21 protein-coding genes are annotated in these 26,860 nt (G+C 36.8%); 12 read left to right on the top strand and 9 right to left on the bottom strand.

Annotation, left to right across the window (positions count from 1 at the left end; genetic code table 11):
- Positions 1 to 35: 35 nt before the first annotated feature.
- Positions 36 to 560, bottom strand: a complete 525-nt coding sequence (locus Q4493_RS02610) for a TIGR02281 family clan AA aspartic protease (RefSeq protein WP_303449200.1) — start codon at positions 558 to 560, stop codon at positions 36 to 38.
- 148 nt (positions 561 to 708) lie between these two features.
- Between Q4493_RS02610 and ampD the strand changes: the two genes are divergently transcribed.
- The 7 genes from ampD (at position 709) to Q4493_RS02575 (ending at position 11,577) form a co-directional block, all read left to right on the top strand.
- Positions 709 to 1,296 (top strand): 1,6-anhydro-N-acetylmuramyl-L-alanine amidase AmpD, encoded by a 588-nt coding sequence (gene ampD / locus Q4493_RS02605; RefSeq protein ID WP_303449199.1) that lies wholly within the window; start codon positions 709 to 711, stop codon positions 1,294 to 1,296.
- Positions 1,297 to 1,393: 97 nt separating this feature from the next.
- A complete protein-coding gene (ampE, locus tag Q4493_RS02600; RefSeq protein WP_303449197.1) occupies positions 1,394 to 2,323 on the top strand; it encodes a beta-lactamase regulator AmpE in 930 nt (309 codons plus the stop codon).
- A 307-nt stretch (positions 2,324 to 2,630) separates the two neighbouring features.
- Positions 2,631 to 3,386, top strand: a complete 756-nt coding sequence (gene pdhR, locus Q4493_RS02595; protein ID WP_303449561.1) for a pyruvate dehydrogenase complex transcriptional repressor PdhR — start codon at positions 2,631 to 2,633, stop codon at positions 3,384 to 3,386.
- 147 nt (positions 3,387 to 3,533) lie between these two features.
- Positions 3,534 to 6,209: a pyruvate dehydrogenase (acetyl-transferring), homodimeric type gene (gene aceE / locus Q4493_RS02590; RefSeq protein ID WP_303449195.1), complete on the top strand. Its 2,676-nt coding sequence runs from the start codon at positions 3,534 to 3,536 to the stop codon at positions 6,207 to 6,209.
- A gap of 20 nt (positions 6,210 to 6,229) precedes the next feature.
- The gene (gene aceF / locus Q4493_RS02585; protein ID WP_303449194.1) at positions 6,230 to 7,894 is read left to right on the top strand and encodes a dihydrolipoyllysine-residue acetyltransferase; all 1,665 of its coding nucleotides are present in this window, start codon (positions 6,230 to 6,232) and stop codon (positions 7,892 to 7,894) included.
- Between the two features lie 200 nt (positions 7,895 to 8,094).
- Positions 8,095 to 9,525 (top strand): dihydrolipoyl dehydrogenase, encoded by a 1,431-nt coding sequence (gene lpdA / locus Q4493_RS02580; protein ID WP_303449193.1) that lies wholly within the window; start codon positions 8,095 to 8,097, stop codon positions 9,523 to 9,525.
- A gap of 102 nt (positions 9,526 to 9,627) precedes the next feature.
- A complete protein-coding gene (locus tag Q4493_RS02575) occupies positions 9,628 to 11,577 on the top strand; it encodes a S9 family peptidase (protein WP_303449192.1) in 1,950 nt (649 codons plus the stop codon).
- Positions 11,578 to 11,645: 68 nt separating this feature from the next.
- Here Q4493_RS02575 and Q4493_RS02570 read toward each other — a convergent pair whose 3' ends face one another.
- Complete coding sequence (locus Q4493_RS02570) at positions 11,646 to 12,731, bottom strand: OmpA family protein (protein ID WP_303449191.1); 1,086 nt, start codon at positions 12,729 to 12,731, stop codon at positions 11,646 to 11,648.
- A gap of 200 nt (positions 12,732 to 12,931) precedes the next feature.
- On the opposite strand from Q4493_RS02570, the gene Q4493_RS02565 reads away from it, so the two are divergent.
- Complete coding sequence (locus Q4493_RS02565; RefSeq protein WP_303449190.1) at positions 12,932 to 13,264, top strand: hypothetical protein; 333 nt, start codon at positions 12,932 to 12,934, stop codon at positions 13,262 to 13,264.
- A gap of 83 nt (positions 13,265 to 13,347) precedes the next feature.
- Here the strand turns inward: Q4493_RS02565 and Q4493_RS02560 are convergent, their stop codons facing one another.
- Both Q4493_RS02560 and Q4493_RS02555 read right to left on the bottom strand, forming a co-directional pair.
- The gene (locus Q4493_RS02560; RefSeq protein WP_303449189.1) at positions 13,348 to 16,155 is read right to left on the bottom strand and encodes a bifunctional aconitate hydratase 2/2-methylisocitrate dehydratase; all 2,808 of its coding nucleotides are present in this window, start codon (positions 16,153 to 16,155) and stop codon (positions 13,348 to 13,350) included.
- 497 nt (positions 16,156 to 16,652) lie between these two features.
- Positions 16,653 to 16,934, bottom strand: coding sequence for a peptidylprolyl isomerase (locus Q4493_RS02555; RefSeq protein ID WP_303449188.1), 282 nt, complete (start codon positions 16,932 to 16,934; stop codon positions 16,653 to 16,655).
- A 322-nt stretch (positions 16,935 to 17,256) separates the two neighbouring features.
- On the opposite strand from Q4493_RS02555, the gene Q4493_RS02550 reads away from it, so the two are divergent.
- Genes Q4493_RS02550 through Q4493_RS02540 form a run of 3 tightly spaced genes read left to right on the top strand, consistent with a single transcriptional unit; the run spans position 17,257 to position 19,476 of the window.
- The gene (locus Q4493_RS02550; protein WP_303449187.1) at positions 17,257 to 17,805 is read left to right on the top strand and encodes an RNA polymerase sigma factor; all 549 of its coding nucleotides are present in this window, start codon (positions 17,257 to 17,259) and stop codon (positions 17,803 to 17,805) included.
- Entirely contained in the window at positions 17,798 to 18,532 is a 735-nt protein-coding gene (locus Q4493_RS02545; protein ID WP_303449186.1) for a hypothetical protein, read from the top strand. Before Q4493_RS02550 ends, Q4493_RS02545 begins: the two co-directional genes overlap by 8 nt.
- A 5-nt stretch (positions 18,533 to 18,537) precedes the next feature.
- The gene (locus tag Q4493_RS02540) at positions 18,538 to 19,476 is read left to right on the top strand and encodes a hypothetical protein (RefSeq protein ID WP_303449185.1); all 939 of its coding nucleotides are present in this window, start codon (positions 18,538 to 18,540) and stop codon (positions 19,474 to 19,476) included.
- Between the two features lie 102 nt (positions 19,477 to 19,578).
- On the opposite strand, the gene Q4493_RS02535 is transcribed toward Q4493_RS02540, so the two are convergent.
- The 5 genes from Q4493_RS02535 to Q4493_RS02515 form a co-directional block, all read right to left on the bottom strand.
- A complete protein-coding gene (locus tag Q4493_RS02535) occupies positions 19,579 to 19,989 on the bottom strand; it encodes a hypothetical protein (RefSeq protein ID WP_303449184.1) in 411 nt (136 codons plus the stop codon).
- 291 nt (positions 19,990 to 20,280) lie between these two features.
- Positions 20,281 to 22,458, bottom strand: coding sequence for a malate synthase G (locus Q4493_RS02530; RefSeq protein ID WP_303449183.1), 2,178 nt, complete (start codon positions 22,456 to 22,458; stop codon positions 20,281 to 20,283).
- A 313-nt stretch (positions 22,459 to 22,771) separates the two neighbouring features.
- A complete protein-coding gene (locus tag Q4493_RS02525) occupies positions 22,772 to 23,482 on the bottom strand; it encodes an LrgB family protein (RefSeq protein WP_303449181.1) in 711 nt (236 codons plus the stop codon).
- The gene (locus Q4493_RS02520) at positions 23,475 to 23,831 is read right to left on the bottom strand and encodes a CidA/LrgA family protein (RefSeq protein ID WP_303449180.1); all 357 of its coding nucleotides are present in this window, start codon (positions 23,829 to 23,831) and stop codon (positions 23,475 to 23,477) included. Before Q4493_RS02520 ends, Q4493_RS02525 begins: the two co-directional genes overlap by 8 nt.
- A 9-nt stretch (positions 23,832 to 23,840) precedes the next feature.
- Positions 23,841 to 24,785 carry a LysR family transcriptional regulator gene (locus Q4493_RS02515; protein ID WP_303449178.1) on the bottom strand — a complete coding sequence of 315 codons (945 nt, stop codon included), beginning with the start codon at positions 24,783 to 24,785 and terminating at the stop codon, positions 23,841 to 23,843.
- Between the two features lie 332 nt (positions 24,786 to 25,117).
- On the opposite strand from Q4493_RS02515, the gene Q4493_RS02510 reads away from it, so the two are divergent.
- A complete protein-coding gene (locus Q4493_RS02510; protein WP_303449177.1) occupies positions 25,118 to 26,719 on the top strand; it encodes an isocitrate lyase in 1,602 nt (533 codons plus the stop codon).
- The last annotated feature ends 141 nt before the right edge of the window (positions 26,720 to 26,860 follow it).

Below are 26,860 nucleotides of genomic sequence, written 5' to 3'. Positions count from 1 at the left end.
AATTTTCGCTTAATAATTTTGTAAAGAGTAAAACACTATCGCTCACGTAAAATGAGTAAGTTTCCTGATTGACTAAATTCTACCTTTTTTAAGGCGCTCATGCCCAATAGAATTTCATTTGATTTCATACCAGGATTAATACTTGCGCTGATATTATACAAAAACAAGTTACCAATATTGAGCTGGTCTAAAGTTGTTTTAAATACTCTGACATTGCCATTGGCTGTTTGAGCGATATGACTGCCTTCACCAGTTAATTGAAGCTTGTCAGCAATATGAGCAGGGATAGAAACATTTGTCGCGCCCGTATCAAGTAAAAATGTTACGTTTTGATTATTAATTTTCCCTTGCGTAACATAATGACCATGTTTGTTTTGTAATAAACGAACCTCTGCTTTTCCTGATTCAGTGAGACGATACTCAGGTTGGGCATTAGGGTTCCATTGCTTTTCTAAAATATCTTGAAAGACAAAGACTAATAATCCTAGAACAATCAACCATGCAATCCAGATAAATATTTTACCCATTTTGTTGGTACTCATTTCTGGTTGAGATGACATGAACTCAAGTTTCCTTACTATCGATTAATAAAGTGGTTTGTACTACACATTTTGTATGTTTTGTCATTGCACTTGCTAACCTTGACTTTGATTAAACACTTTCAAACAGTATGATAGTGAGTATATCAATATTTATTGTGCGATTTGTATGCCTAAACCAACAATTACTCGATCTGACACTGTTATGACTATTAAACAAGGTTGGTTAGAGCAGGCTGAAAAATGTATTTCACCTCATTATGATCAACGTGAACACTGTGATAGCGCTGAAATCTCATTGCTAGTTATCCATAATATCTCACTACCGGCAAAGCAATTTGGTGGTCAATATATTAGCGATTTATTTTTAGGTAAGTTAGACCCTAAAGCTCACCCTAGTTTTGAAGAAATTTATCAATTGCGTGTCTCCGCCCATTGTCTTATCTGTCGTGATGGTCAGATAATCCAATATGTGTCTTTTAATGATCGAGCGTGGCATGCAGGTGTTTCAAGTTATCAGGGCAAAGAAAAATGTAATGATTTTTCTATAGGAATAGAGCTGGAAGGCGCCGATGATATTCCTTATACTGACGAGCAATATCAACAGCTTAGTCAGTTAACGTTATCACTCATTACAGCTTATCCTTTAATAACAGATAATATTACTGGTCATAGTGATATCGCCCCGGGGAGAAAAACAGATCCAGGTGATGCATTTGATTGGCAAAAATATCAACAAATGATAAGAGTAAAATAGCCAATTCGTAAAGAATGGCTTGACGAAAACTCGGTAACTTTCTTGCTTTACAAGATGCTAATATAATAAATTTTGATGACAATGATGGATAATAAACATGAGCCTAATTAGTTTACTTATTGCTTTAGCGGCAGAACGCTATTTATCTTCTTCTGCTTGGCAGTTTTCTTCATATTATTCTCGTTATCATGCCTTATTTAAACGTTACTTAGCATTAGGCTCGCCTAGCAAGTCGATATTAGCCAATAGTGTTTTTATACTTGTACCTGTCATTGCTTGTTATTTTCTATTAAGTATTGTCGATAATAGTTTAATTCATCTCATTGTCTCTACCGTAATATTGATCTTGTGTTTTGGTTGTGTGAAAACTCGTGATATTTATAAGCAATATTTAATGGCTGCTTTTCGAGGGGAAACAACTACATGTGATATGCACCATAGGCAATTATTACAAGATAAAAACTTGCCTGATATGGGGTTTGGTCAAATGTTAATTTGGCTTAATTACCGCTACTTTATTGCGATAATGATATTCTTTGTCATTTTTGGTGCGCCAGGCGCTTTATTTTATCGATTGCTTAGTAAACTTAATGAAGCAAGTGAAGACAAAGACAGTGAGAAAAACACCACAGCTGAATCTGACGTTAGTAGTAATGAAGCAAACCTTGCTGATACTTCTGAACACACCAATGAACAACAAAGTAGTGAAGATGAACGTAAAGTCAGTGATTTAAATCAGCAATTATTATTTTGGTTAGATTGGTTGCCCGTTCGGATGCTTGCTTTTGGTTATATGTTAGTAGGACATTTTTCAAGAGCTTTACCGGTTTGGTTGGAAAACTTCTTTGATGTAGGAAAATTACCACATAATGTATTAATTGATGTTGCCGAGAAATCGGAAGATTTTATGATTGACGTAAACGATTGTACTGCTGAGCCATGTTTGTTAGTTCGACTAGCGAAACGCTCGTTATTATTATGCTTTTCCATTATTGCATTGCTTATTCTTACTGGGGTTATTAGCTAAATTATAATATTTTTCTTAACCTTATAGCCGTAACTTCTATCCCTTAAAGTTGCGGCTTTCTCACTGTTTTTACTCTTTTTAATCCTGTATAAGCCACTTCTTTCATGCAATAAAAGCTATTTTACCTACCCGTTTATAGTTGTTTTTTTAGTCAGCTGAACTATGTTCTATTTACAAAATCAAAATATTTTGTTATTTTTACGTCACTTTTTACAATGGTAATACCAATTGACCGCAAGTATTTTACTTGTTTTTAAAAGGATATTTATCAAATTAGGTAAAGATTTACACTATGGTTTTAGCGAATATTAAACAACCAGTAAAACAAGCAAAACTCTCAGATGTGATTCAGTCACAACTGGAAGCGATGATCTTGGAAGGTAGTTTAATCGCCGGACAAAAATTACCCCCCGAACGCGAATTAGCCATTCAATTTGATGTATCCCGCCCTTCATTACGCGAAGCCATTCAAAAATTAGAAGCCAAAGGTTTAGTGACACGCAAACAAGGCGGTGGCACTTTTGTCAGTGAACAAATTTTAAAAGGTTTTTCTGATCCTCTTTTTGATTTGATGGCTCAAAGTAATGAATCGCAGTTTGATTTATTAGAGTTTCGTCATGGTATTGAAGGAATGTCAGCTTATTATGCTGCGATGCGTGGCACGGCTGCCGATTTTGATGAAATTAAAAGTAAACATGAAGCGATTGGCAATGCTCAGCTTGATAATGATTATTGTGAGGAAGCGAAAGCGGTCTATGAATTTTATTTAGCAATTTGCTCAGCTTCACACAATGGTGTGATTTTGCATTTAGCTAGAAGCATGTCTTCAATTGTTATCGATAATATTGAACAAAACTTAACAATTTTGGCTCAACGCCCTGATATATTCGCGAAAATTGCTGAGTATAGAACGCGCTTACTAGACGCTATTGTAAGTGGACAGCCTCAAAAAGCTTGGGGGGCAAGCCATCGACATTTAGCTTTTATTGAAGAAGTATTGTTGAACTTAACGGAAGAACAAAGTCGTATGCAACGTTCAATGAGACGTATGCAAAAGATTTGATAAAAAGAAACTGGTTTTTATTTATTTTCTAAGAACCTAACAAGAATAGGTAGATTAAAGAGATTAAGGTGGTTTGATACCTAATTAGTACTTTTTAATCTACACCTTATTTACCTTAACTAACGAAAGAATGGAGACTAAGTAATTATGTCTGAATTCCCAAACATTGATATTGATTCATTAGAAACCCAAGAGTGGTTAGAATCAATGGAATCGGTTTTAGAAAATGAAGGTCCAGAACGCGCACATTTTTTATTAGAAAAATTAATCGACCATGCACGTCGTAGTGGCACTCATTTACCTTTTGATGCAACTACTGCTTATGTGAATACTATTCCTCCAGGACAAGAACCACATATGCCTGGCGACCAAACAATCGAAGCGCGTATTCGTGCAGCTATTCGTTGGAATGCGTTAGTATTAGTATTAAGAGCGTCTAAGAAAGATCTTGAACTAGGTGGCCATATCGGTTCTTTTGCTTCATCAGCGATGCTTTACGATGTTGGTTTTAATCATTTCTTTAAAGCGGCTTCACCAGAAGACGGTGGCGATTTTATTTTTGCTCAAGGCCATATTTCTCCAGGTATTTATGCACGTTCTTTCCTTGAAGGTGCTTTAACTGAAGAGCAATTAAATAACTTCCGTCAAGAAGTTGATGGTGGTGGTCTATCTTCATATCCTCATCCTCATTTAATGCCTGACTATTGGCAATTCCCAACCGTTTCTATGGGTTTAGGTCCATTACAAGCTATTTATACGGCGCGTTTCTTAAAGTATTTAACCGATCGCGGTATTAAAGATTGTTCTGGTCAACGTGTTTATGCCTTCCTTGGTGACGGTGAAACGGATGAGCCAGAATCGTTAGGTGCTATTGGTTTAGCGTCTCGTGAAGGGTTAGATAACTTAACGTTTATCATTAACTGTAACTTACAACGTCTTGATGGCCCTGTTCGTGGTAACGGTAAAATTATTCAAGAACTTGAAGGTACTTTCCGTGGCGCAGGCTGGGAAGTTACTAAAGTTATTTGGGGTTCATATTGGGATGCTTTATTAGCACGTGATACTTCAGGTAAATTATTGCAGTTGATGAATGAAACAGTGGATGGTGAGTACCAAAACTGTAAAGCGAAAGGCGGTAAATACACTCGCGAAAACTTCTTTAACAAGTATCCTGAAACGGCTGAAATGGTTGCCAACATGTCTGATGAAGACATCTGGCGTTTAAACCGTGGTGGTCATGATCCAGTTAAAGTATATGCCGCTTATGATAAAGCAATGAAAACTAAAGGTCGTCCAACGGTTATTCTTGCTAAAACAGTAAAAGGTTTTGGTTTAGGGACTGCTGGCGAAGGTTTAAATATTGCGCATAACGTTAAGAAAATGGACGTTGAGTCGATCAAATATTTCCGTGATCGTTTTAATATTCCAATTGCTGATGAAGATATTGGTGATTTACCATATTACAAATTCCCTGAAGATAGCGTTGAATACAAGTACATGAAAGAGCGCCGTGAAGCATTAGGTGGTTCTTTACCTGCACGTCGTCAACAAGCGGAAGAAACGTTAGAGATTCCACCGCTTAAATCTTTTGATGCGATCTTAAAAGGCTCTGGTGAGCGTGAAGTTTCATCAACCATGACGTTTGTTCGTGTTTTAAATAGCTTATTAAAAGATAAGAAAATTGGTAAACGTATCGTACCAATTATTCCTGATGAAGCACGTACGTTTGGTATGGAAGGTTTATTCCGCCAAGTAGGTATTTACGCGAATGAAGGTCAAAAATATATTCCTCAAGATGCGGATCAAGTGGCTTATTATCGTGAAGATAAGAAAGGTCAAGTACTACAAGAAGGGATTAATGAATTAGGTGCAATGGCTTCTTGGGTTGCATCAGGTACTTCATATTCAACTTGTAACGCGACAACGATCCCATTTTATATTTATTACTCAATGTTTGGTTTCCAACGTGTGGGTGATTTAGCTTGGGCGGCGGGTGATTCACAAGCGCGTGGTTTCTTATTAGGTGCAACCGCAGGTCGTACAACGCTTAATGGCGAAGGTTTACAACATCAAGATGGTCATTCACATGTTCAAGCGGGATTAATTCCAAATTGTGTCACTTATGACCCAACGTATGGTTATGAAGTTGCCGTTATCGTGCGTGATGGATTACGTCGTATGTACGAAAATAATGAAAATATTTTCTACTACTTAACGTTAATGAATGAGAACTATCAACATCCTGCCTTACCTGAAGATAGTAATATCGCAGATGAAATCATCAAAGGTATTTATAAACTTGAAACTGTAGCGGCGAAGAAAGCCGTTGCGAATGTTCAGTTAATGGGCTCAGGAACTATCTTATTGCAAGTTCGTGAAGCTGCACAGATTTTGAGTGCTGAATACAATATCTCAAGTGATGTTTATTCTGTAACTTCATTTAACGAATTAGCACGTGACGGACAAGAAGTGACTCGTCAAAACATGCTTAACCCTGAAGCTGAACAAAAAGTACCTTATATCAGTACGGTTATTACGAAAGAAAATGGTCCTGCTATTGCAGCAACTGATTATGTTAAGTCATATTCTGATCAAGTTAGAGCCTTTATTGATACAGATTATCGTTGTTTAGGTACTGACGGTTTTGGTCGAAGTGATAGCCGTGCAAACTTACGTCGTCACTTTGAAGTGAATGCAGCTTACATTGTTGTTGCGTCATTATTTGAATTAGCTAACCGTGGTGAAATTAAGCACTCGGTGGTTTCAGAAGCGATCAAACGTTTTGATATTGACACAAACAAACTTAACCCACTTTACGCTTAATAAGGACTAGGAGAATTATTATGTCTGATATTCAACAAATACTAGTCCCAGATGTTGGTGGTGACGAAGTTGAAGTAATTGAAATTTGTTTTGCCGTTGGCGATACCTTAGAAGCTGATGAAGGTATTGTTACAGTTGAAACGGATAAAGCCTCTATGGATATTCCTGCCCCCGTTGCAGGTGAACTAACGGCGTTAAATGTTGCCGTTGGTGACAAAATCAAAGAAGGTGATTTAATTGGTGAAATGAAAGTTGCGGGCGGTTCAGCTGAAGAAGCGCCAGCTGCTGAGCCTGAGCCAGCTCCTGTAGTAGAAACACCCGCAGAGCCAGCACCCATTGCAGAAGCTCCAGCCGCAGCTCCTGTTGCTACTGGCGGAAGTGAAGTGATTGATGTTGTAGTGCCTGATATTGGTGAAGATGGCGAAGTAGATGTCATTGATGTTTTAATTGCTGTAGGTGATGAAATTGCAGAAGAAGATGGTTTAATTACCTTAGAAACTGACAAAGCAACCATGGATGTACCTTCTTCACATGCCGGTATTGTGAAAGAAGTATTAGTGGCTACGGGCGATAAAGTTAAGCAGGGCTCGTTAGTGATTAAATTAGAAACTAACAGTGGAGCTCCTGCGGCAATTGAACAACCTGCTGCGCCTGCACCAGTTGCACAAGCACCTAAAGCTGAAGCTACTACTGCGCCGGTTGAAAAGAAAGCTGCGCCTGTTCCTCATCATCCTCAATCGGGTGTGAAATCTTCAGGAGCAATTTATACTTCACCTTCTATTCGTCGTTTAGCTCGTGAGTTTGGTGTAGATTTAACCTTAGTGAAAGGTACAGGTAATAAAAACCGTATCTTAAAAGAAGATGTGCAATCTTTTGTTAAATATGAATTGTCTCGTCCTAAAGCAAGCGCTTCTAATTCGGTAGCAGGCGGTAGTGGTGGTTTACAAGTTGTTGCAAGTAAGCCTGTCGATTTCTCTAAATTTGGTGAAATTGAAACAAAAGAATTATCACGTATTCAAAAAATATCTGGCCCGTTCTTGCATAAAAACTGGGTCACTATTCCACATGTAACGCAATTTGATGAAGCTGACATTACTAATGTTGAAGCATTCAGAAAAGAGCAAAATGTGGTATGTGAAAAGCAAAAGCTTGGTTTTAAAATTACGCCTTTAGTCTTTATTTTAAAAGCAGCAGCGGATGCGCTGAAAACTTTCCCAACATTTAACTCAAGTTTGAGTGAAGACGGTGAAAGTTTGATTTTGAAAAAATACATTCACATTGGTGTCGCTGTAGATACGCCTAATGGTTTAGTTGTTCCTGTGGTACGTGATGTTGATAAAAAAGGTATTCATGAATTATCTCGTGAATTACTTGAAATCAGTATTAAAGCACGTGAAGGAAAATTAAAAGCGGCTGATATGCAAGGTGGCTGTTTTACTATTTCAAGTTTAGGTGGCATAGGTGGAACTGCATTTACGCCAATCGTTAATGCGCCAGAAGTCGCTATTTTAGGTGTTTCTAAATCTGAAATGAAACCTAAATGGAATGGTAAAGATTTTGAACCTAAATTAATGTTACCGTTATCTATGTCATATGATCATCGTGTGATTGATGGAGCGTTAGCAGCACGATTTACGGTACATTTAGCAGGTGTGATGAGCGATATTCGTAAATTAATCTTGTAAAAGTAGTGATAAAAAAAGTGAGAATGAGACAATCTTTCTCACTTTTTACTACTTTGGTCAAAGAAGATACGATTAAAGATAGCGATTTGGTGCGAGTTTAAGTAAAATTTCGCCCAGAAAAATCATAAAAATTTATATTTGCTGCTTAATGTTGTAATTAAAGTGGTAAGTGACAAAACAACAAGGTAATTGAGGTTAGCATGAGTAACGAAATTAAAACTCAAGTAGTCGTTTTAGGTGCAGGTCCAGGTGGTTATTCAGCAGCATTTCGTGCCGCTGATTTAGGTTTAGATGTAGTTTTAGTGGAAAGTCGCGCTACATTAGGTGGTGTTTGTTTAAATGTTGGTTGTATTCCTTCAAAAGCATTACTTCACGTAGCTAAAGTTATTGATGATGCAGCAGCTATGGCATCTCATGGGGTAACATTTGGTCAACCTAAAATTGACCTAGATAAAATTCGTAGTTGGAAAGAAGACGTTATTGGACAATTAACTGGTGGCTTAGGCGGTATGTCTAAAGCACGTAAAGTTAAAACTGTTACTGGTTTTGGTAAATTCACTTCTGATAAAACTATTGAAGTTGAAGGCGCTGATGGCAAGACGACTATTACGTTTGATAATGCAATTATCGCCTGTGGTTCTTCAGTAATCGACTTACCATTTATTCCAAACGATGACCCACGTGTGATTGATTCAACGGGCGCTCTAGAATTAGAAGACGTACCGGGTGAAATGTTAGTACTTGGTGGTGGTATTATTGGTTTAGAAATGGGAACTGTTTATAGTGCCTTAGGTTCTAACGTGTCAGTAGTTGAGTTTGCTGACCAATTAGTGCCAGCTGCTGATAAAGATATCGTTAAAATTTACACCAATTTCAACAAGAAAAAATTCAACATCATGTTGTCTACTAAAGTCGTTGCTGTTGACGCAAAAGATGACGGTTTATACGTGACTTTTGAAGGCAAAAATGCTCCTGCTGAACAAGTTCGTTATGACAAGATTTTAGTTGCCGTTGGCCGTAAGCCCAATGGTCACTTAGTGGCTGCTGATAAAGCAGGCGTAAATGTAGATGAGCGTGGTTTCATTAATGTTTCTAACGAATTACGTACTAACGTAAACAACATTTTCGCCATTGGCGATGTAGTTGGTCAACCTATGCTTGCACATAAAGCGGTTCATGAAGCACATGTTGCTGCTGAAGTTATCGCTGGTAAGAAACACGTATTTGACCCACGTTGTATTCCTTCAATTGCATATACTGATCCTGAAATGGCATGGGTTGGTGTTACTGAGCGCGAAGCGAAAGAGCAAGGTTTAAATATTGAAGTTGCCAACTTCCCGTGGGCTGCTTCTGGTCGTGCTATTGCATCAGCACGTACTGAAGGTAAAACTAAGATGATCTTCGAAAAAGAAACTGGCCGAGTACTTGGCGGTGCTATCGTTGGTATCAATGCTGGTGAAATGCTAGGCGAAATTTGTTTAGCGGTTGAAATGGGCGCTGATGCTGAAGATGTTGGTTTAACTATTCATGCTCACCCAACGTTAAACGAATCAATTGGTTTAGCCGCTGAAATTTTTGAGGGTTCAATTACTGATTTACCTAACGCTAAAGCCGTTAAAAAGAAAAAGTAATGAATACTGTATAAAAGATGATTTAAAAAGCCAGCATTACGCTGGCTTTTTACTTTTATTAACTTTAATATGTTAATACATTTAAATTATTCAAGGAAGAATATGAGATATATCATATACATAACTGTAGTGATGGCATTGATGTCAGCCGTTGCTTTTGCAAAAAACACCCCCTTAACTTATAAAGAATTCGGTCATTTACCTATGCTCGAATCACCTACTGTTTCACCCAATGGTAAATACATTGCGTCAGTCTTTAATTCGCAAGATGGCCCTAAAGTAGTGTTAAGCGAGTTTGCTTCAACTGAAATTTCTACGCTAGTTCAACTGAGAAAATCTGAAGATAGGATCGAAAATATTTATTGGGCAAATAATAATAGGCTACTTATTTCAGCCAGTTATTCTGAAAAAATAGTCAATAGATATTTTAGAATGAATCGTATTTTTTCTGTTGGAATAGATGGTAAAGAAATACGTGAATTGAAAACAAAGGTCGTTAAAGACCTTGCTCCTTGGGAAAAAAGAGCGATGGCGGATATTAATTTAGTGTCATTACTTAAAGATGATAAAGAGCATGTTTTATTACAAATGTATGATGTGAGAGATGAGGCTCAGGTTGTCTATAAAGTAAATGTTTACGATGGTCAGTTTACTAAATTATTTGCGAACAGATATAACGTGTTTAATTGGGTAGTTAATGAAAACGATGAAGTAACCTTTGGTTATGGCTCCCTCAAAGAAGACCCCGAAATAAGAACGATATGGCACCGAAACACCGAAAAAGATGATTGGAAGTTATTGCATAAACAAAAAGCTTTTGAAGGAGAAACTTTTTTACCTATCGCTATTGAAGGCAATAAATTGATTGTGTTAACGGATCATGAAACTCGTCGAAAGTCACTGTGGGAATACGATATTGTTAATGGAGAATATACTAAGCTAATTTATGGTCATGAAAAATACGATGTAAATAATGTTATTTATAATACCGATCGTGATGAAATTATCGGTGCCACGTATTTTGAACACTTCCGTCAAGATCATTATTTTTCAGAAAAAAATAACCAATTAGCAAAAATTGTAAATAATACGTTCAAAGGCTTTTATACCAATATTTACAGTAAAAACAAAGATGATACTAAATTGCTTATTTTCGCAGCAAAAGATAATAGTCCGACAAAGTTTTTTTGGTTAGATCTAGAAAATAAAAAAGGTGGCCTATGGTTCAGCCAATATCCTTATCTTGAAAATCAGCCGCTCGCGAATGTTATACCGATAAATTTTGAGGCACGAGATGGTGTTTCATTAAGCGGTTATTTGACTATGCCAATTAAAAATATGGCAACGAAACCACCATTAATTATATGGCCTCACGGTGGACCGATAGGTATTCGAGATTACCAATACTTCGATCCTTATGTACAGTTTTTTACCCATAAAGGCTTTGCGGTATTACAAGTCAATTATAGAGGCTCTGGAGGGTTTGGTTCTGATTTCCAAACTTCTGGTTATCACGAATGGGGACAGAAAATGCAAGAGGATCTCTATGACGGTATACAATGGTTGCATGCTAAAAATTTAGTGGATGAAGAAAATGCGTGTTTCGCTGGTTACAGTTATGGCGGATATGCAGCGTTGACTGCTGCTTTTCAACAACCTGATAAATACAAATGCATTATTAGCATTGCTGGGGTCAGTGATTTATTAGAGCTTGCTGAGAAAGATTATAAATGGGAAGGTGGTATTCGAGCCCATATAGTAAACACTATTGGTGACCCTACTAATGATGAAATAGCGGATACTTTAAAAAAGAATTCAGCGATATATCATTTAAATAAAATTAAAGCCCCAATTTTATTGTTGCATGGCACGCACGATACTCAAGTGAGGTTAAATCAATCAAAAGAATTTTACGATAAAGCTAAGTCAGCAGGGTTAAAGGTAAAGTATGTAGAGTTTAAGCATGGCACCCATTACTTAGATGAATCGGAAAATAGATTAAAAGCTTTTAGTGAGTTAGATGCTTTTTTATCAAAACACTTACCCAATTAATCAATATTATTGAATTGAAAAAGCCAGCGTAATGCTGGCTTTATATTAAGCTTGCTAGTGGCGTTAAATTATCTTTTTATCGCAACTTTCTTAGTGGTTTGAACTTTTGCTTGAATACGTCGGTTTTGCGCATGAGCCGCAGGGGTATTCGCTTCATTCACTAATTGTGCTTCACCGTGACCAATTGCCGTTAATCGACTTTGTTCTAGAGCAAAGTTATTCACTAGTACATCGACAATAGCTTGAGCACGTTTTTCAGAAAGTTGCTGATTGTAGTCAGCTTCCCCAACAGAAGAAGTGTGGCCATTTATGGTTAAATCAACGTGAGGATATTGCTTCATAAAATCAGCAACGCGAGCAATTTCAGATAAATATTGCTCGTCGACATCACTTTTATTATTGGCGAAGTTAACAATTAAGTTAATCGTTTCTTGTTGTTCAGTAAATATAGTACAACCATTGGTATCAACTTTATCAGTCATTGGCGTATTCGAACATTGATCTTTTGAATCGAAAACACCATCCGAGTCAGAGTCTTTTGACGTGGCAACTGTTTGGTTAGTTGGTTGGGCTGCAACTGGTTTAGCGCGTTTAATTGGTGCAGGCTTAGTACCAAAATAATAAACAAAACCAATTTTAGAAGAATAATCAACATAATGATCATCTAATTGATAATGACTTTTCCCTTCAACATAAAGCGCGGTGTTCTCACTCAGGTAATGGCGATAACCTAAGCCTAAATCAGCAGATAAATTTGAATGATCAATATCTAAAAAGTCAGCGCCGGCAACAACATAAAAATTAGCTTTATTTGGAAAGTATAATAAATCAAAAGCAGTACTTGAACCTGATGGTACGTCAAAACCCTTATGGCCAGTATCAATATTTAACTTTGATAACGATAAACGTGCTTCGTAAAATGGTGAAATACGATAACCAAATTCGCCACCAAACCCAGCTGCACCATCGATAGCTGATTTGCTGTCTGTGGTAAATAATCGATCTAAATCTGTTTTGATATAAGTTAAATGTCCACCAAGGTAAGTGTTTCCTACTAAAGAATCAGCATCTGGCTGTTCCGTTGCTGAAACAGATAGCGATAAAGTTGTAAAACAAATGGCTTGGCAAAGTCTTGTCGCATTAAATAGACGCATTAAATATATTCCTTTTTTGTCGTCAAAATGAAGTATGTCAATTAGGTGTATTTTACTTTATTCATTAGAGCAAGTGATATAAATATTTACAAAATCCATATAAAAAGTTGTTAAATTACCGAAAAAGTAATGGAAAGTGTGCAATGTGTTATATTCTTTAAAGGCAGTTATTAAAACTGAAACAGGATGAGGAGAGATAGATGATGAGATTTTTTGTGTTAATTTTATGCTTACAAATTACTTCTTGTACATTGATGAAAAATGATTCAAATAATTGGGATTTTGATCATGATTTACAATTCAAACAAGAGCAATTAGCTGAAAACGTTTATCAAGTTGTAATTCATCGAAAAAAACAGACACGATTTTCTCAACTTTCTTCATTCTTATTACGTTATGCTTTAGATGTGTGCCAGGGGTATGGTTATAAACTTGAAGTAATAGAAGGTGTCGAAGGGTTTTATGATAAGGACGTTGCTAAAAGCTATATTCAACCTGACTTAAAGGCGATAATAGAGTGTCCTAAAAAATAGCAATGAAAAAAGGTTACTCCTACATATTATAGAGAAGTAACCCTTATGTTTTCTTTACCGTTTGTAAGTCGAATTATTGTAAATTAAACGACTGTAACCGGCACAGCTTGTGTTGTGTATTTAGTGCTCATTGCTTCAGTTGGTGGTGTGAAGCGAGTTAAGTCAATGCCTTCAACAGCCGCTGTGTACTCATCCATAGTTGGGAAACGACCCAATACAGTTGAAAGTACAACTAATGGCGTAGAACCTAGTAAAGACTCACCTTTTTTCTCAGCAGTATCTGCAACAACACGACCTTGGAACAAACGTGTAGAAGTAGCGATTACCGTATCGCCTGGTTCTGCTTTTTCTTGGTTACCCATACATAAGTTACAGCCTGGACGTTCAAGATAAAGGATATTGTCGTATTTAGTACGTGCAGCACCTTTAGGGTTGGTATCATCAAATACGAAACCAGCGTATTTTTCTAAAATTTCCCAATCGCCTTCTGCTTTTAACTCATCAACAATATTGTATGTTGGTGGCGCAACAACTAACGGTGCTTTAAATTCGATGGCACCATTTTGTTTTTCCAGGTTACGTAACATTTGTGCGATGATTTGCATATCGCCTTTGTGTACCATACAAGAACCAACAAAACCTAAATCAACGGGCTTACCGTTATAGTATGAAACAGGACGAATAACATCGTGCGTGTAACGCTTAGAGACATCATCGTTATTTACGTCTGGATCAGCAATCATAGGCTCAGCAATCGCATCTAAATCTACAAGCACTTCTGCGTAATATTGAGCATTATCATCTGGCGATAATGCTGGCTGCTCACCAGATTGGATTCCGGCAATACGCTCATCAGCAAGTTTAATTAGACCCGCTAACATGCCCGCTTCGTTGTCCATACCCTTGTTGATCATGATTTGGATACGGCTCTTAGCAAGCTCAATTGACTTGATCAGTGTTTCGTTATTTGAAATACAGATTGAAGCCTTCGCTTTCATTTCTGCTGTCCAGTCAGTGAAAGTAAATGCTTGGTCAGCTAATAAAGTACCAATATGTACTTCAATGATACGGCCTTGGAAGACGTTTTCACCGCCAAATTGCTTAAGCATTTGCGCTTGTGTGGCATGAACTACGTCACGGAAATCCATATGACTTTTCATGTTGCCTTTAAACGTAACTTTCACAGACTCTGGAATTGGCATAGCCGATTCACCTGTGGCTAGCGCAATCGCTACTGTGCCTGAGTCAGCACCAAATGCGACACCTTTTGACATACGGGTATGAGAGTCACCACCAATGATAATTGCACGGTCATCAATTGTGATGTCGTTCAATACTTTGTGGATAACGTCAGTCATAGAATGATAAACACCTTTCGGATCACGTGCTGTGATTACGCCGAATGCGTTCATAAATGCCATTAACTTAGGAGTATTAGCTTTCGCTTTGCTGTCCCATACAGAAGCTGTATGACAACCAGATTGGAAGGCCCCGTCAACTGATGTTGAGATAGTAGAAGCAGCCATTGCTTCTAATTCTTGACACGTCATAGGACCTGTTGTGTCTTGAGAACCAACAATGTTTACTTTAACACGAACGTCTGAGCCCGCATGTAAAGGCGCATCAGAAGCAACGCCTACTGCATTGCGGTTGAAGATTTTTTCTACGGCTGTAAGGCCTTGACCTTCATGAGAAACTTCTTTTGCAAGAGCATAAACTGCTGGCGCTTGTACACCTAAGGTTTCAGCTGCAAATGTTTGTAATTTCTTACCAAAAGTTACCGCGTAAGAACCGCCTGCTTTCATGAATTCCATTTTTTGTGGAGTGAATGCAGAAGATACGTCAACTAACTCTTTATCGCCGTTGTATAGCTTCTTGGTTTTCGTATCAATTGTTAACACTGTGCCAGTTGCAACAGAGTATGCTTCTTCTAAAACCGGGTCGCCGTTTTCGTCAGTAACTGTGTTACCGTCAGCGTCTACTTTCTTAACCCAGTTTTTAAGGTCAAGACCAATACCACCGGTTACATCAACGGTTGTTAAGAAGATAGGTGCGATACCGTTAGTACCGGCAACAACTGGGGCGATGTTGATAAATGGAACATAAGGAGACGCTTGCTCACCTGCCCAAAGTGCAACGTTGTTTACACCCGACATACGAGAAGAACCTACACCCATCGTGCCTTTTTCAGCTACTAGCATAACTTTCTTGCCAGGATGCTGTTTTTGAAGGGCAACGATTTCTTGTTGTGCTTCTGGCGTGATCATACATTGGCCATGTAACTCACGGTCTGCACGAGAATGAGACTGGTGACCAGGAGATAATAAATCTGTAGAAATATCACCTACACCTGCTACATATGTTACTACTTCAACTTTTTCTTTCACTTCAGGCAATTTTGTGAAAAATTCAGCTTGTGCGTAGCTTTCTAAAATATCTTTGGCAACTGCGTTGCCTGCTTTATAAGCCGCTTCAAGACGAGCTGTATCAGCGTCGTATAAGAATACTTGAGTTTTTAAAACATCAGATGCAGGTGCAGATACTGATGCGTCATCACTAAGTGCTAAATCAAGCAGTGCTTCAATTGAAGGACCACCTTTCATGTGAGAAAGCAATTCAAAGGCAAATTCAGCTGAAATTTCTGCAACAACTTCTTGACCTAAAATAATTTCTTTTAAGAATTCTGCTTTAACACCTGCGGCACTTGTTGTACCTGGCAATGTGTTGTAGATGAAGAACTTTAATGAGTCTTCTCTGTGCTCATTTTTTTGATCTTTAATTTGCGAAATAATTTCTGATAATAGGTCTGCACTATCAATTGGCTTAGGCGCTAAGCCTAGCTCATTTTTACGATTTTCAATTTCTTTGATGTATTCTAAATAAAGACTCATTTAATACTCTCTTTAGGATTGATATGCTAATATAAATTTAACGAGGGGATAATTTATCCCCCTAGTTTACCTTATTTCCTACCTGACATAAATCATTTGCTTTAATACGCACTATTCACGAAATTTATATGTGAAAGTAAATGTAGTTATTTGCTTTATATTGTTTTTAAGGTAACTACAACTTAAAAAAAGAATCATAGATCGATACCCAATTATTGGATTTATCGATTATTAACCTTTTTTGTCATGATGAAAGTATTGATGAAAATCGTGAAGGATCAAATAATTTTGGGGATATATTGTTAACTACAAATTTTCTCACTTTTATTGATAATATTTTCAAGTGTTTGTTGTAGGCATTAGAGCAGCTTAGTGTATTTTGGCAAGTTTAAAAGGAATTAAAATGCCACTACTTAAGAAATAGAAATGGCATTTTGTATTAACACGTTGAAGAACTATGAATGGATTCTCACTAACTTCGAATGGTTAACCGAATGTTAGTCTGTTCTTTTAGTGACTTCGAGTAAATGATAACCAAATTGCGTTTTAACAGGTCCTTGTACTTTATTAAGTTCAGCGCTAAAGACCACTTCTTCAAATTCTTGTACCATTTGTCCTCGACCAAATGAACCAAGAGCTCCACCTTGCATTTTTGATGGACAATTAGAATATTCTTTGGCAACTTCGGCAAAATCGCTACCTGATTCTATTTGATTTTTTAACTTTATACATTGCTCTTCTGTGTCGACAAGAATATGTCGTGCTGATGCTGTGACCATTTTTCACCTTTATTTGAAAAAAATATCGGCTAACAATATCGTATTTTTTCCTTCAAGAATACAGGTTTTTTATTATAATTTATTCTTTCGTGTGTTTGTTGGTTTTTCGTTATAGGTAATTGTTATTTATGGTAATTTTTATTGATAACATAATGAACAAGAACGGTACTTTTTAATTGCTTGATATATGTCTTAAATGTATTCACACTTTTTAAAGTAAAAGTATTTCAAAATAAATGTAAATATTTTCAAACTATTTGCTCTTCACACTCTACTTTAATAATAACGAACGAGTTATTTAACAAAAACAATAGGACATTGCGTGTTTGAACGAAGCGATGAAACGCTAGTAAAGCAAGCGCTTAGCGGGAAAAAATCAGCCTGGATCACCTTGGTTAAGCGTTATGAAAAGCACTTATTCAATTACACCATGCGAATGGTGAGTAATCGAGAAGATGCGATGGATTTAATGCAGGATGTTTTTGTCGCTGTCTTTCGAAATTTGTCTTCTTTTCGTGGTGATAGTCCATTTAAAGGCTGGATTTTTAAGATTGCTCATTATCGATGTATTGAGTTTTATCGTCGAAAAAAGCCAATGCAATCTTTAGATGATACACCGGAACAAGAAGAAGTAGATGATAGTGCATGTCCAGAGTTTACTTTTTCTTCTGGACAACAAGCGCAAGATATTCAAAAAGCGTTACAACTTTTACCTTTTAATCAAAAAGTAGTAGTTGAGTTAAAGTTTTTTCAACATGCAACGTTTGAAGATATCTCATATCAATTGGGAATATCGATAAATACCGCTAAATCGCGACTTTATAGCGCACTTGATAAATTAAAAGATCATTTGGAGTTGGATTATGTCTGAACGTAAAGATACCGACCAGGAACAAAAATTTGCTCAGTGGTTAGCAGAGAAAACGAGCCAAAAAAATAAAGCCATTAATGAAGTTGAGTTCGAGCAAGACAGCCAATGGCAAGCGCGAATGGAAACGGCAAGCAAACTTGCTCATCATGCTGATATTACAACTGATTTCGAAGTACCCCATTGGGATAGAGCCTCAATGTTTGAGTCGGAGAAAAAACCTTGGTGGCAATGGAGCGCTTTACCCGCGATGTCATTTGCTTTCTCATGTTTTGCCATCGCATTAGTGTTATTGAAAGTTGAATTAGTTGTTAAACCTGAAGGTGTGATGTTGAGCTTTGCTGACAATTACCAAAAAAGTAATCAAGCGAGTCAAGATGAAAGACTGGCACAGCTTGTCGATCAAAAGCTACAAACCTTTGCCAGTGAACAACAAGTTATTCTTGCTAACTATGCCGCAGATATAAAAGTTAAACAGCAAGAAAGTAATCTTCAATTAGCTACTTATGTCTTAGGTGCTTCACGTCAAGAGCGCAAAGAAGATATGACTGATTTTATTAAATATATTAATGAGCAACGTGCCGATGAACAATTCGAGCAAACAATGAAATTTAAAGAGTTAGAACAGGCAATTAAATATCGCACAACTCAAATAGATAATCGTTTAGATAGAAATTTACCTAATCTTGGTTTGCAGCCGACACCTGCAGATTGGACAACAGAGGAATAATCACCATGAAGAAGTTTACCCCCATAGTTTCAGCTTTATTAATCGCTTTTACTGGCAATGCTAGTAGCAATGAATTTGATACCATGCATAAGCAATTAAATATTATGAGTAAGATTATTACCTCATCTGTTGCTGTTCAAGAAGGGCGAAAAAGCTCAAAAATAAACAGTGTGGAAAGTACATACTTAAAAGGGCAGGGCGTTGTTTTTACGATTAATTCAAGCTCTCGATCACATAATTGGGGTAATTATAAGTTTGATTTTGTTATGCCTGATTTACCGCCGGTTGCGCCATTACCTCCTACAGCAGAAATAGCTAACTCGGTAATTGTTGAAATGTCTCATGACGAAGAGTTTCAAGAAAACATCAGTGAACAAGTTTCAAATGCGATGGAAATAGCGGCAGAAAGTTATGAGCGTGCTATTGATTCACTGAATAACGATCGAGAGTTATCCCGCGAGTTAAGAGATCAGCAACGTGATTTAGCTTACCAAGTGAGAGATCTTGAACGTGAAAAGCGTGATATAGAATATCAAATGCGTCGCGCTGATGAAGGCTCAAAAGAGGAATTAGCAGCGGAAGTGAAAAAGCTTAAAGCAATGGAAAAAGAGATAGAAAAAGAACGTTTAAAACTTTCTGAAAAGTCGAATGCTTTAAGTAAAAAACAAAAAGAAAAAAAACTCGCTCAAGAGCAGGAACGTGTTAAATATTATCAAGGTTTAACCACGGCATTAGTCGATACTTTCTGCCTTTATGGCAATGGTTTAAGGGCTGTACCTAAAAATGAAAACGTGAGTTTGATTATTAAGTCAGCGGGTGAAAAAGAAGCGCGTCGTTATAAAGATAAAATTTATGTTTTTAGTAAACAAGATATTAGTGATTGTGCTGCGGATAAAATCAATGTCGCAAAATTGCTAGAAAAAGGTAATGGTTATCAATTTTAAACCAAAGGGCTTACTTGATTAAGATGTAAAAAAACCGTTCGATTGAACGGTTTTTTTTCGAATTGATTTTGTTAATTCAGGCGAAATGAAAAAGTAACAATATTAGTAAATTCGAACGTTACTGTTGATATTTAAATCATTCGATGAGTCTTTCTTTTCGGCAACGTTAAAACTTTTAGAGTCATCAATATAAGACAAGAACATTTGTAACTTATCGTTGAAAATGGCAGATAGTTCATAAAGTTCGTTCTTCTTTTTAGATTGGCAGCCTTTGTAGGTTACTTTTTTTGAAGACACTTTAGGCAAGACAAAGTTATCATGTGAATAAGCTATTTTTTTAGTCTCAATCATAATTGATTTAGCGCCATCACTTGCTACTTTTGGCACATAAAACATTAATTTATTCTTTTGAATAACATCGACATTTATTGGAGTGCTTTTATTATTGGTCGCGTTAGCAACTGCACACGTTAATATGCCAGTTATTAGTATAGTTTTACCAAGTGATATCATTGTTCCATCCTCGCCCAAGTTTCACTATCTGTTGCTACAATTATTTAACATATGTAACGACAGTAGTTAGATTTTAACTGTAAATGCAAATAGATGCTATTGCTATTTTTATGGGATAAGCGGTCGGTTTTATGGGTTTAAGCGTTACAAATGTGATAATTCTGCTTTAAGGGAGTTTGAATCGTGATGTTTATAGAGTGTTAATAATAATATTTGTGGAACATGAAAAGGTAAAAAATACACTTTTACCTTTTCAATATTAAGTTTGTTTACTATTACTGCAAATGACTTTTACAACGAGTGACTTTGTTTCTTCTTTAATCGAAATTGATGCAACAAGGGTTCAGTGTAACCATTAGGTTGCTCTTCGCCTTTAAACACTAGGTCACAGGCTGCTTGAAATGCAATGCTATTGTCTAAATCATCAGTCATCTTGGTGTATAACGGGTCTGCACTATTTTGACTATCAACGATTTTTGCCATTTTACTTAGACTTGCCAACACCATTTCTTTGCTACAGATATTATGTTTTAACCAATTAGCCATATGTTGACTTGAAATTCGAAGTGTTGCTCTGTCTTCCATTAGGCCAACATCATTTATATCTGGTACCTTTGAACATCCTACGCCTTGATCAATCCATCGCACTACATAACCTAAAATTCCTTGAGCGTTATTATCAAGTTCGTGTTGAATTTCAGTGTTTGACCAGTTTGTATCTTTCGCGAGAGGAATGGTTAAAATATCATCCACATTGGCAGGAGTACGTCGCTGAATGCTTTTTTGTAATTCAAAAACATTTACGCGATGATAATGTAATGCATGAAGAGTTGCGGCCGTCGGTGAAGGTACCCATGCGGTATTTGCTCCTGCTTCAACATGATTAATTTTAGTCGCTAGCATATTTGCCATTTGATCTGGAATTGGCCACATACCTTTCCCTATTTGAGCTTTGCCACTAAAACCACAGGCTAAACCAATATCAACATTGTTATCTTCGTATGCATTAATCCAAGGCGTTAGTTTTATGTCGGCTTTGCGTTCCATGGCGCCTGCTAGCATTGAGGTATGAATTTCATCGCCCGTTCTATCTAAAAAGCCGGTATTAATAAATACCACTCGTTCTTTTGCCGCGAATATACAAGCTTTTAAATTTACACTGGTGCGTCTTTCTTCATCCATAATGCCAATTTTAATGGTGTTTTTTACTAAAGATAACGCTTGTTCTACTTGTTCAAACAATAAATTTGCAAAGGCAACTTCTTCAGGGCCATGCATTTTAGGCTTAACAATATAGATAGACTGTTCAGCGCTATTGTTAAGTTGCGTTTTGTCTTTAATATCGTAAAGGGCGATTAATGAAGTGATCATTGCATCAAGAATACCTTCAGGCACTTCTTCGCCAGTTGATGTTAAAATGGCATTATTTGTCATTAAATGACCAACGTTGCGAATAAACATTAAGCTTCGGCCTTTTAAATTCAGCTCGTTACCCTTAGTTGTTTTATAGTGACGATCTGGTGCCATTGCACGTACAAAACTTTTGCCGTTTTTAGTAATGTTTTCCGTTAACTCGCCTTTGTTTAAACCGAGCCAATTTTTGTAGGCAAGCACTTTATCTTCTGCATCTACTGCTGCAACAGAGTCTTCACAATCCATAATAGTGGTTAACGCTGACTCTAGAGTAATATCACTGATACCTGCTTTATCGCTCTGGCCAATGACACTTTCATTATTGAAATTTAATTCAAAATGCAAACCGTTATTAATAAATAACAGGCAAGATGGCGCACTTGTTTCTCCTTGAAAAGCCAGGTATTGCTCAGGAGATTGTAAGCTTGTTTTTTCACCATTATCTAAGGTAATAGTTAAGGTATTATCAACCAAACTGTATTGTTTAGCTTGATGATGTGAGCCGCTCTTTAATGGTATATGTGTGTCAAGGAAGTCACGAGCAAAAGCAATAACTTTAGTTCCGCGAACCGGATTATAATTACCCGCTCGTTCTGCGCCATCTGTTTCTGGAATTATATCTGTGCCGTAAAGTGCATCATATAAACTTCCCCAGCGGGCGTTCACTGCATTTAGTGCGAATCTTGCATTCATGATTGGTACTACTAATTGTGGCCCTGCCATGGTGGCTAATTCTTTATCCACATGTTCGGTAGAGATGTGAAAATCTTCTACCTGCGGCACTAAGTAGCCAATTTCAGAAAGAAAGGCTTTATAGTCTGTAAAGTTAAATGCTTCACCTTGATGTGACTGATGCCATTGATCAATTTGTAATTGCAATGACTCTCTTGTTGCCAGCAGTTTTTTATTCAGGGGCATTAAATTTTCTATAACGTTGGCAAAGTTTTGCCAAAAATGATTAGAGTCGAAAGATAGGCCGGCCAGTACGTCTTGTTCAATAAAATCATAAAGGCATTGTGCTACTTGTAAATTGGCAATCTTGGTTCTTGGAGACATAAGTAATTCCTTACATGATTTAAATTAGAAAGTTTTCATTGTTTATTTCAGTTTCTAGCGATGAATGTAAAAATTTTCTGCTAAACAAGCAATAGCTCAACATTGTCAAAAAATATTTTTTTAGAGCTTTTAATAAAAGAGGTTATTTTTGCTTTAATTAACTCTATGTAAATTATAAGGTTATTCATTAGGTTTCTCTTTTTGTGACTTAATTAAGTGATGTATTGTCATTTTCAATACCTACTATTTATTTTATGAATAGTGATGGTTTTTGTGGTTTTTTATATGAATGTAAGTTAGATGAGGACCTAGCCTAGAAGAACCATGAATTGAGCTGATGAACTAAAGACGGGGATATAATGGCGGTGATCGTTGCTGAAATAATTAATGCTAATGAACTATAAGCAGCATGTTGAAAACTTAACTGACTAATTGTTGCCGTACCTAACGCGTGACTCGCCGTTCCTATCGCTAATCCTTGTGCTTTTGGCGAAGTAACCTTAATAAAAGTTAACCATTTTATGCCAAAAATAGCGCCAAAAAGTCCTGCTAATATTATCGCAAATGCTGTAATTGCAGAATTGCCATTAAGTTGTTCTGTTAAAGCTATGCCAACAGGCGTAGTGATAGATTTGAATGATAATGAAACGGCAATTGACGGTGAATTTATCAAAATCATCGTTAATACATAACTCATTGAGAGCAATATACTTATCGTTATTGTTAAAAAGTAGACGATTTGTTTCCATTGAGACTTCATCGAATTTAAGTGTTGATAAAGTGGAAAGCCAAGCGCAACCACGGCAGGCTCAAGTAAGTTACGTAGTATATTTGTGGATTGGCGATATTGTTGATAATCAATCTCTAGAAAAGTGATCATGAAAATAAGCACAAAAATGCACAATAACATAGGATTTAGCCATATCTTACCGGTTTTATTTTGCAGCCAAGCAAATCCTTGATAAACCGTTAACGTAATACCATTATAAATAAATATATCAGTAAGTATTGATAAACTAATCAAGTGAATTTGCCTTATTTTCAAGGCGTTGAAATAACAGGCCAACGAAAGTTAGTACTAATAAGGTGCCGATAAAAGTAATGGCAACCAGCATCAACCCATGTGTTTTGATTAACTGAAAGTGGTTGATGATGCCTACTCCCGCCGGAACAAAACACACACCCATATTTTTAATTCCCCAAGCAATTGACGTTTTAACGCGAGTGGCATCACATAAACGAAAATGTAGCATTAAAGTAAAAGCCATCATGCCATATAAACTTGCCGGCAAACCGCCAAATATATGATTAATGACATAACCGATAATTAGGCATGTAGCAATAAATAAGAGTGTATATAGTAAATTCAACATAAGTAAGTGCTAACTATTTTCATGTTCCTTTGCCGCTTCTATCACTAACTGTCTGAACCATATATGACTAGCATCATGGTGTAATAATGGACTCCAGATCATTTTTAATTCAATATCTGGGATCTCAAAAGGAGGCTTTAAAATAGTGTAAGATGCATCATCTTTATGCAACATGGCGGCTTTGGTCGGTAAAGTTGCCACTAAACCATCTTCGTGGGCGAGTTTCATTGCAACATGGTAATTACGGGTAAAAACTTTAATGTCTCGTTTTTTACCTAATCGTGCTAACGCTTCGTCTACCCAGCCAAGTTTTTGAATATCTTTTGGATCCATACCAACGCCGATACCAAAGCCCGTTTTTGACACCCAGACATGCTTAGAAGCTAAGTAACTATTGAGGTTAAACTTAGTCACAACCTCGTTATCAGCACTGAGTAAACAAGCAAAAGTATCGCGCCAGATGGTTTTTTGATGGAAAGACTGAGGTAAATCATCAAAGCGATTGATCGCCATATCAATTTTTCCCGCTTCTACATCATGAAAATTAACATCACTTGGCGTCATAATATCTATGATAACGTTTGGCGCTACCTGGTTGATTTTTCTAAGTAAGCCCGGTAGCAGGGTTGAAGCAGCATAATCGCTTGCCATGATCCTAAATACGCGTTGGCTATGCTGTTCATTAAATTCTTCTTCGCCTTGTAGGGCTTCTTCTAATTCTAACAATATTTTTCTGATGACAGGCGATAAAGCGCGAGCACGTTCGGTAGGTACCATACCGTCTGACGTTCTTACCAAAATAGGATCATTAAAAAGCGTTCTTAATCGTTTTAAGCCGTTACTCATCGCCGGTTGGGTAATATTAAGTTGGCTAGCTGCACGAGTAACGTTTTTCTCCCTTAGTAACACATCCAAATAAATCAGTAGGTTTAAATCGATCTTAGATATATTCATATACTAAATGCTCTTTATAAAAATCATAAATTAAGTATATGTCATTGTTAGGCGAGCTTTGCAAGTAGAAATTAGTACTAGACGTTGTTTATTGATAGAGATTAAAAAAACTTTGCTACTAAACGTAATGCTTACTTGTTGGATTTAAAGGAAAAGTAGATACTATAAAACCCTTTATTTCTATTGTGAATACTGGTGATAGAAATTATATATTTCATTAATGCACTTTGGATCGATTAACCTTTTTGTTGTTCGGTATGACAACTTACCAATCGAATTACAAAAAACTGGAAAGCTTATTGATAACGCACTGAAGTGCCGGGAGAGATGAAATGATTAATTACCGCGAAGAAATAGCCACAATAGAAAACCAAATTAATGCACAAAATAACTGGCAAGCCATTGATGCAGAATCAGTAGCGCGTATGCGTATTCAAAATCAATTTAAAACCGGTTTAGACATTGCAAAATATACGGCGGCAATCATGCGTAAAGATATGGATGCTTATGATAAAGATTCTAGTAAATACACTCAATCTCTGGGCTGCTGGCATGGTTTTATTGGTCAACAAAAAATGATCTCAATTAAGAAGCATTTTGAAAATACTGACCGACGCTATTTATATCTTTCTGGTTGGATGGTTGCTGCATTGCGTTCTGAATTTGGTCCTTTACCCGATCAATCGATGCATGAAAAAACATCGGTTGCTTCACTTATTGAAGAATTATATACCTTTTTACGTCAAGCGGATGCTCGCGAATTAGGTGGTTTATTTCGAGAGTTAGACGCAGCTAAAGAAAGTGGCGATCAAGTAAAAGAAGCCGAAGTGCAAAGTAAAATTGATGGTTATGTAACACATGTTGTGCCAATTATTGCTGATATTGATGCCGGTTTTGGTAACGCAGAAGCAACCTATTTAATGGCGAAACAAATGATTGAAGCCGGTGCTTGTTGTATTCAAATAGAAAACCAAGTGTCTGATGAAAAACAATGTGGTCACCAAGACGGAAAAGTAACAGTTCCTCATGCAGATTTCTTAGCAAAAATTAATGCCGTGCGTTATGCCTTTATGGAGCTTGGCATTGATGATGGCGTTATTGTTGCACGTACCGACTCTTTAGGCGCAGGTTTAACCAAGCAAATCGCGGTAACAAAAGAGCCTGGAGACTTAGGTGATCAATATAATAGCTTTTTAGATTGTGATGAAGTGTCTGAAAACGAGTTAGGAAATGGCGATGTAGTTATCAAGCAAAACGGTAAATTAGTTCGCCCTAAGCGTTTACCAAGTAACTTGTTTCAATTTAAAAAAGGAACCGGCGAAGCACGTTGTATTCTTGATAGTATCACGTCATTACAAAATGGTGCTGATTTAATCTGGATTGAAACAGAGAAGCCACATATTGGTCAAATTGGCGGCATGATCGACGAAATTAAGAAAGTTGTACCTAATGCTAAGTTGGTTTATAACAATTCTCCTTCGTTTAACTGGACATTAAATTTCCGTCAGCAAATTTTTGATGCGATGTTAGAAGCGGGGAAAGATGTTTCAAGTTACGATCGAGATCGTTTAATGAGCGAAGAATACGATAATACTGAATTAGCCATTACCGCTGATGAAAAAATTCGTACCTTCCAAGCCGATGCAGCCAAAGATGCCGGAATTTTCCATCATTTGATTACTTTACCTACTTACCATACAGCTGCTTTATCAACAGATAACTTAGCTAAAGAGTATTTTGGTGACCAAGCGATGTTAGGTTATGTAGCCGGTGTTCAACGTAAAGAAATACGTCAAGGTATTGCTTGTGTGAAACATCAGAACATGGCGGGTTCAGATATGGGTGATGATCATAAAGGTTACTTTGCAGGTGAAGCAGCATTAAAAGCCGGCGGTAAAGACAATACCATGAATCAATTTGCTAATATTGCATAATAATTAATGGGCTTAATTAAAGTAATACCCCCTAAAATTAGGGAACATAATTACCGTTAATTCTTAATTTCTGCATAATAAAAACCGATTGAATATTATTTCAATCGGTTTTTTTATTGTGTTATATCTCATCAAAAGATC

Source organism: Colwellia sp. 1_MG-2023, assembly GCF_030546755.1.
Lineage (GTDB): Bacteria > Pseudomonadota > Gammaproteobacteria > Enterobacterales > Alteromonadaceae > Thalassotalea_H.
Note: the sequence above shows the minus strand (reverse complement) of the source record. Positions and strands in the feature narration are given on the sequence as shown.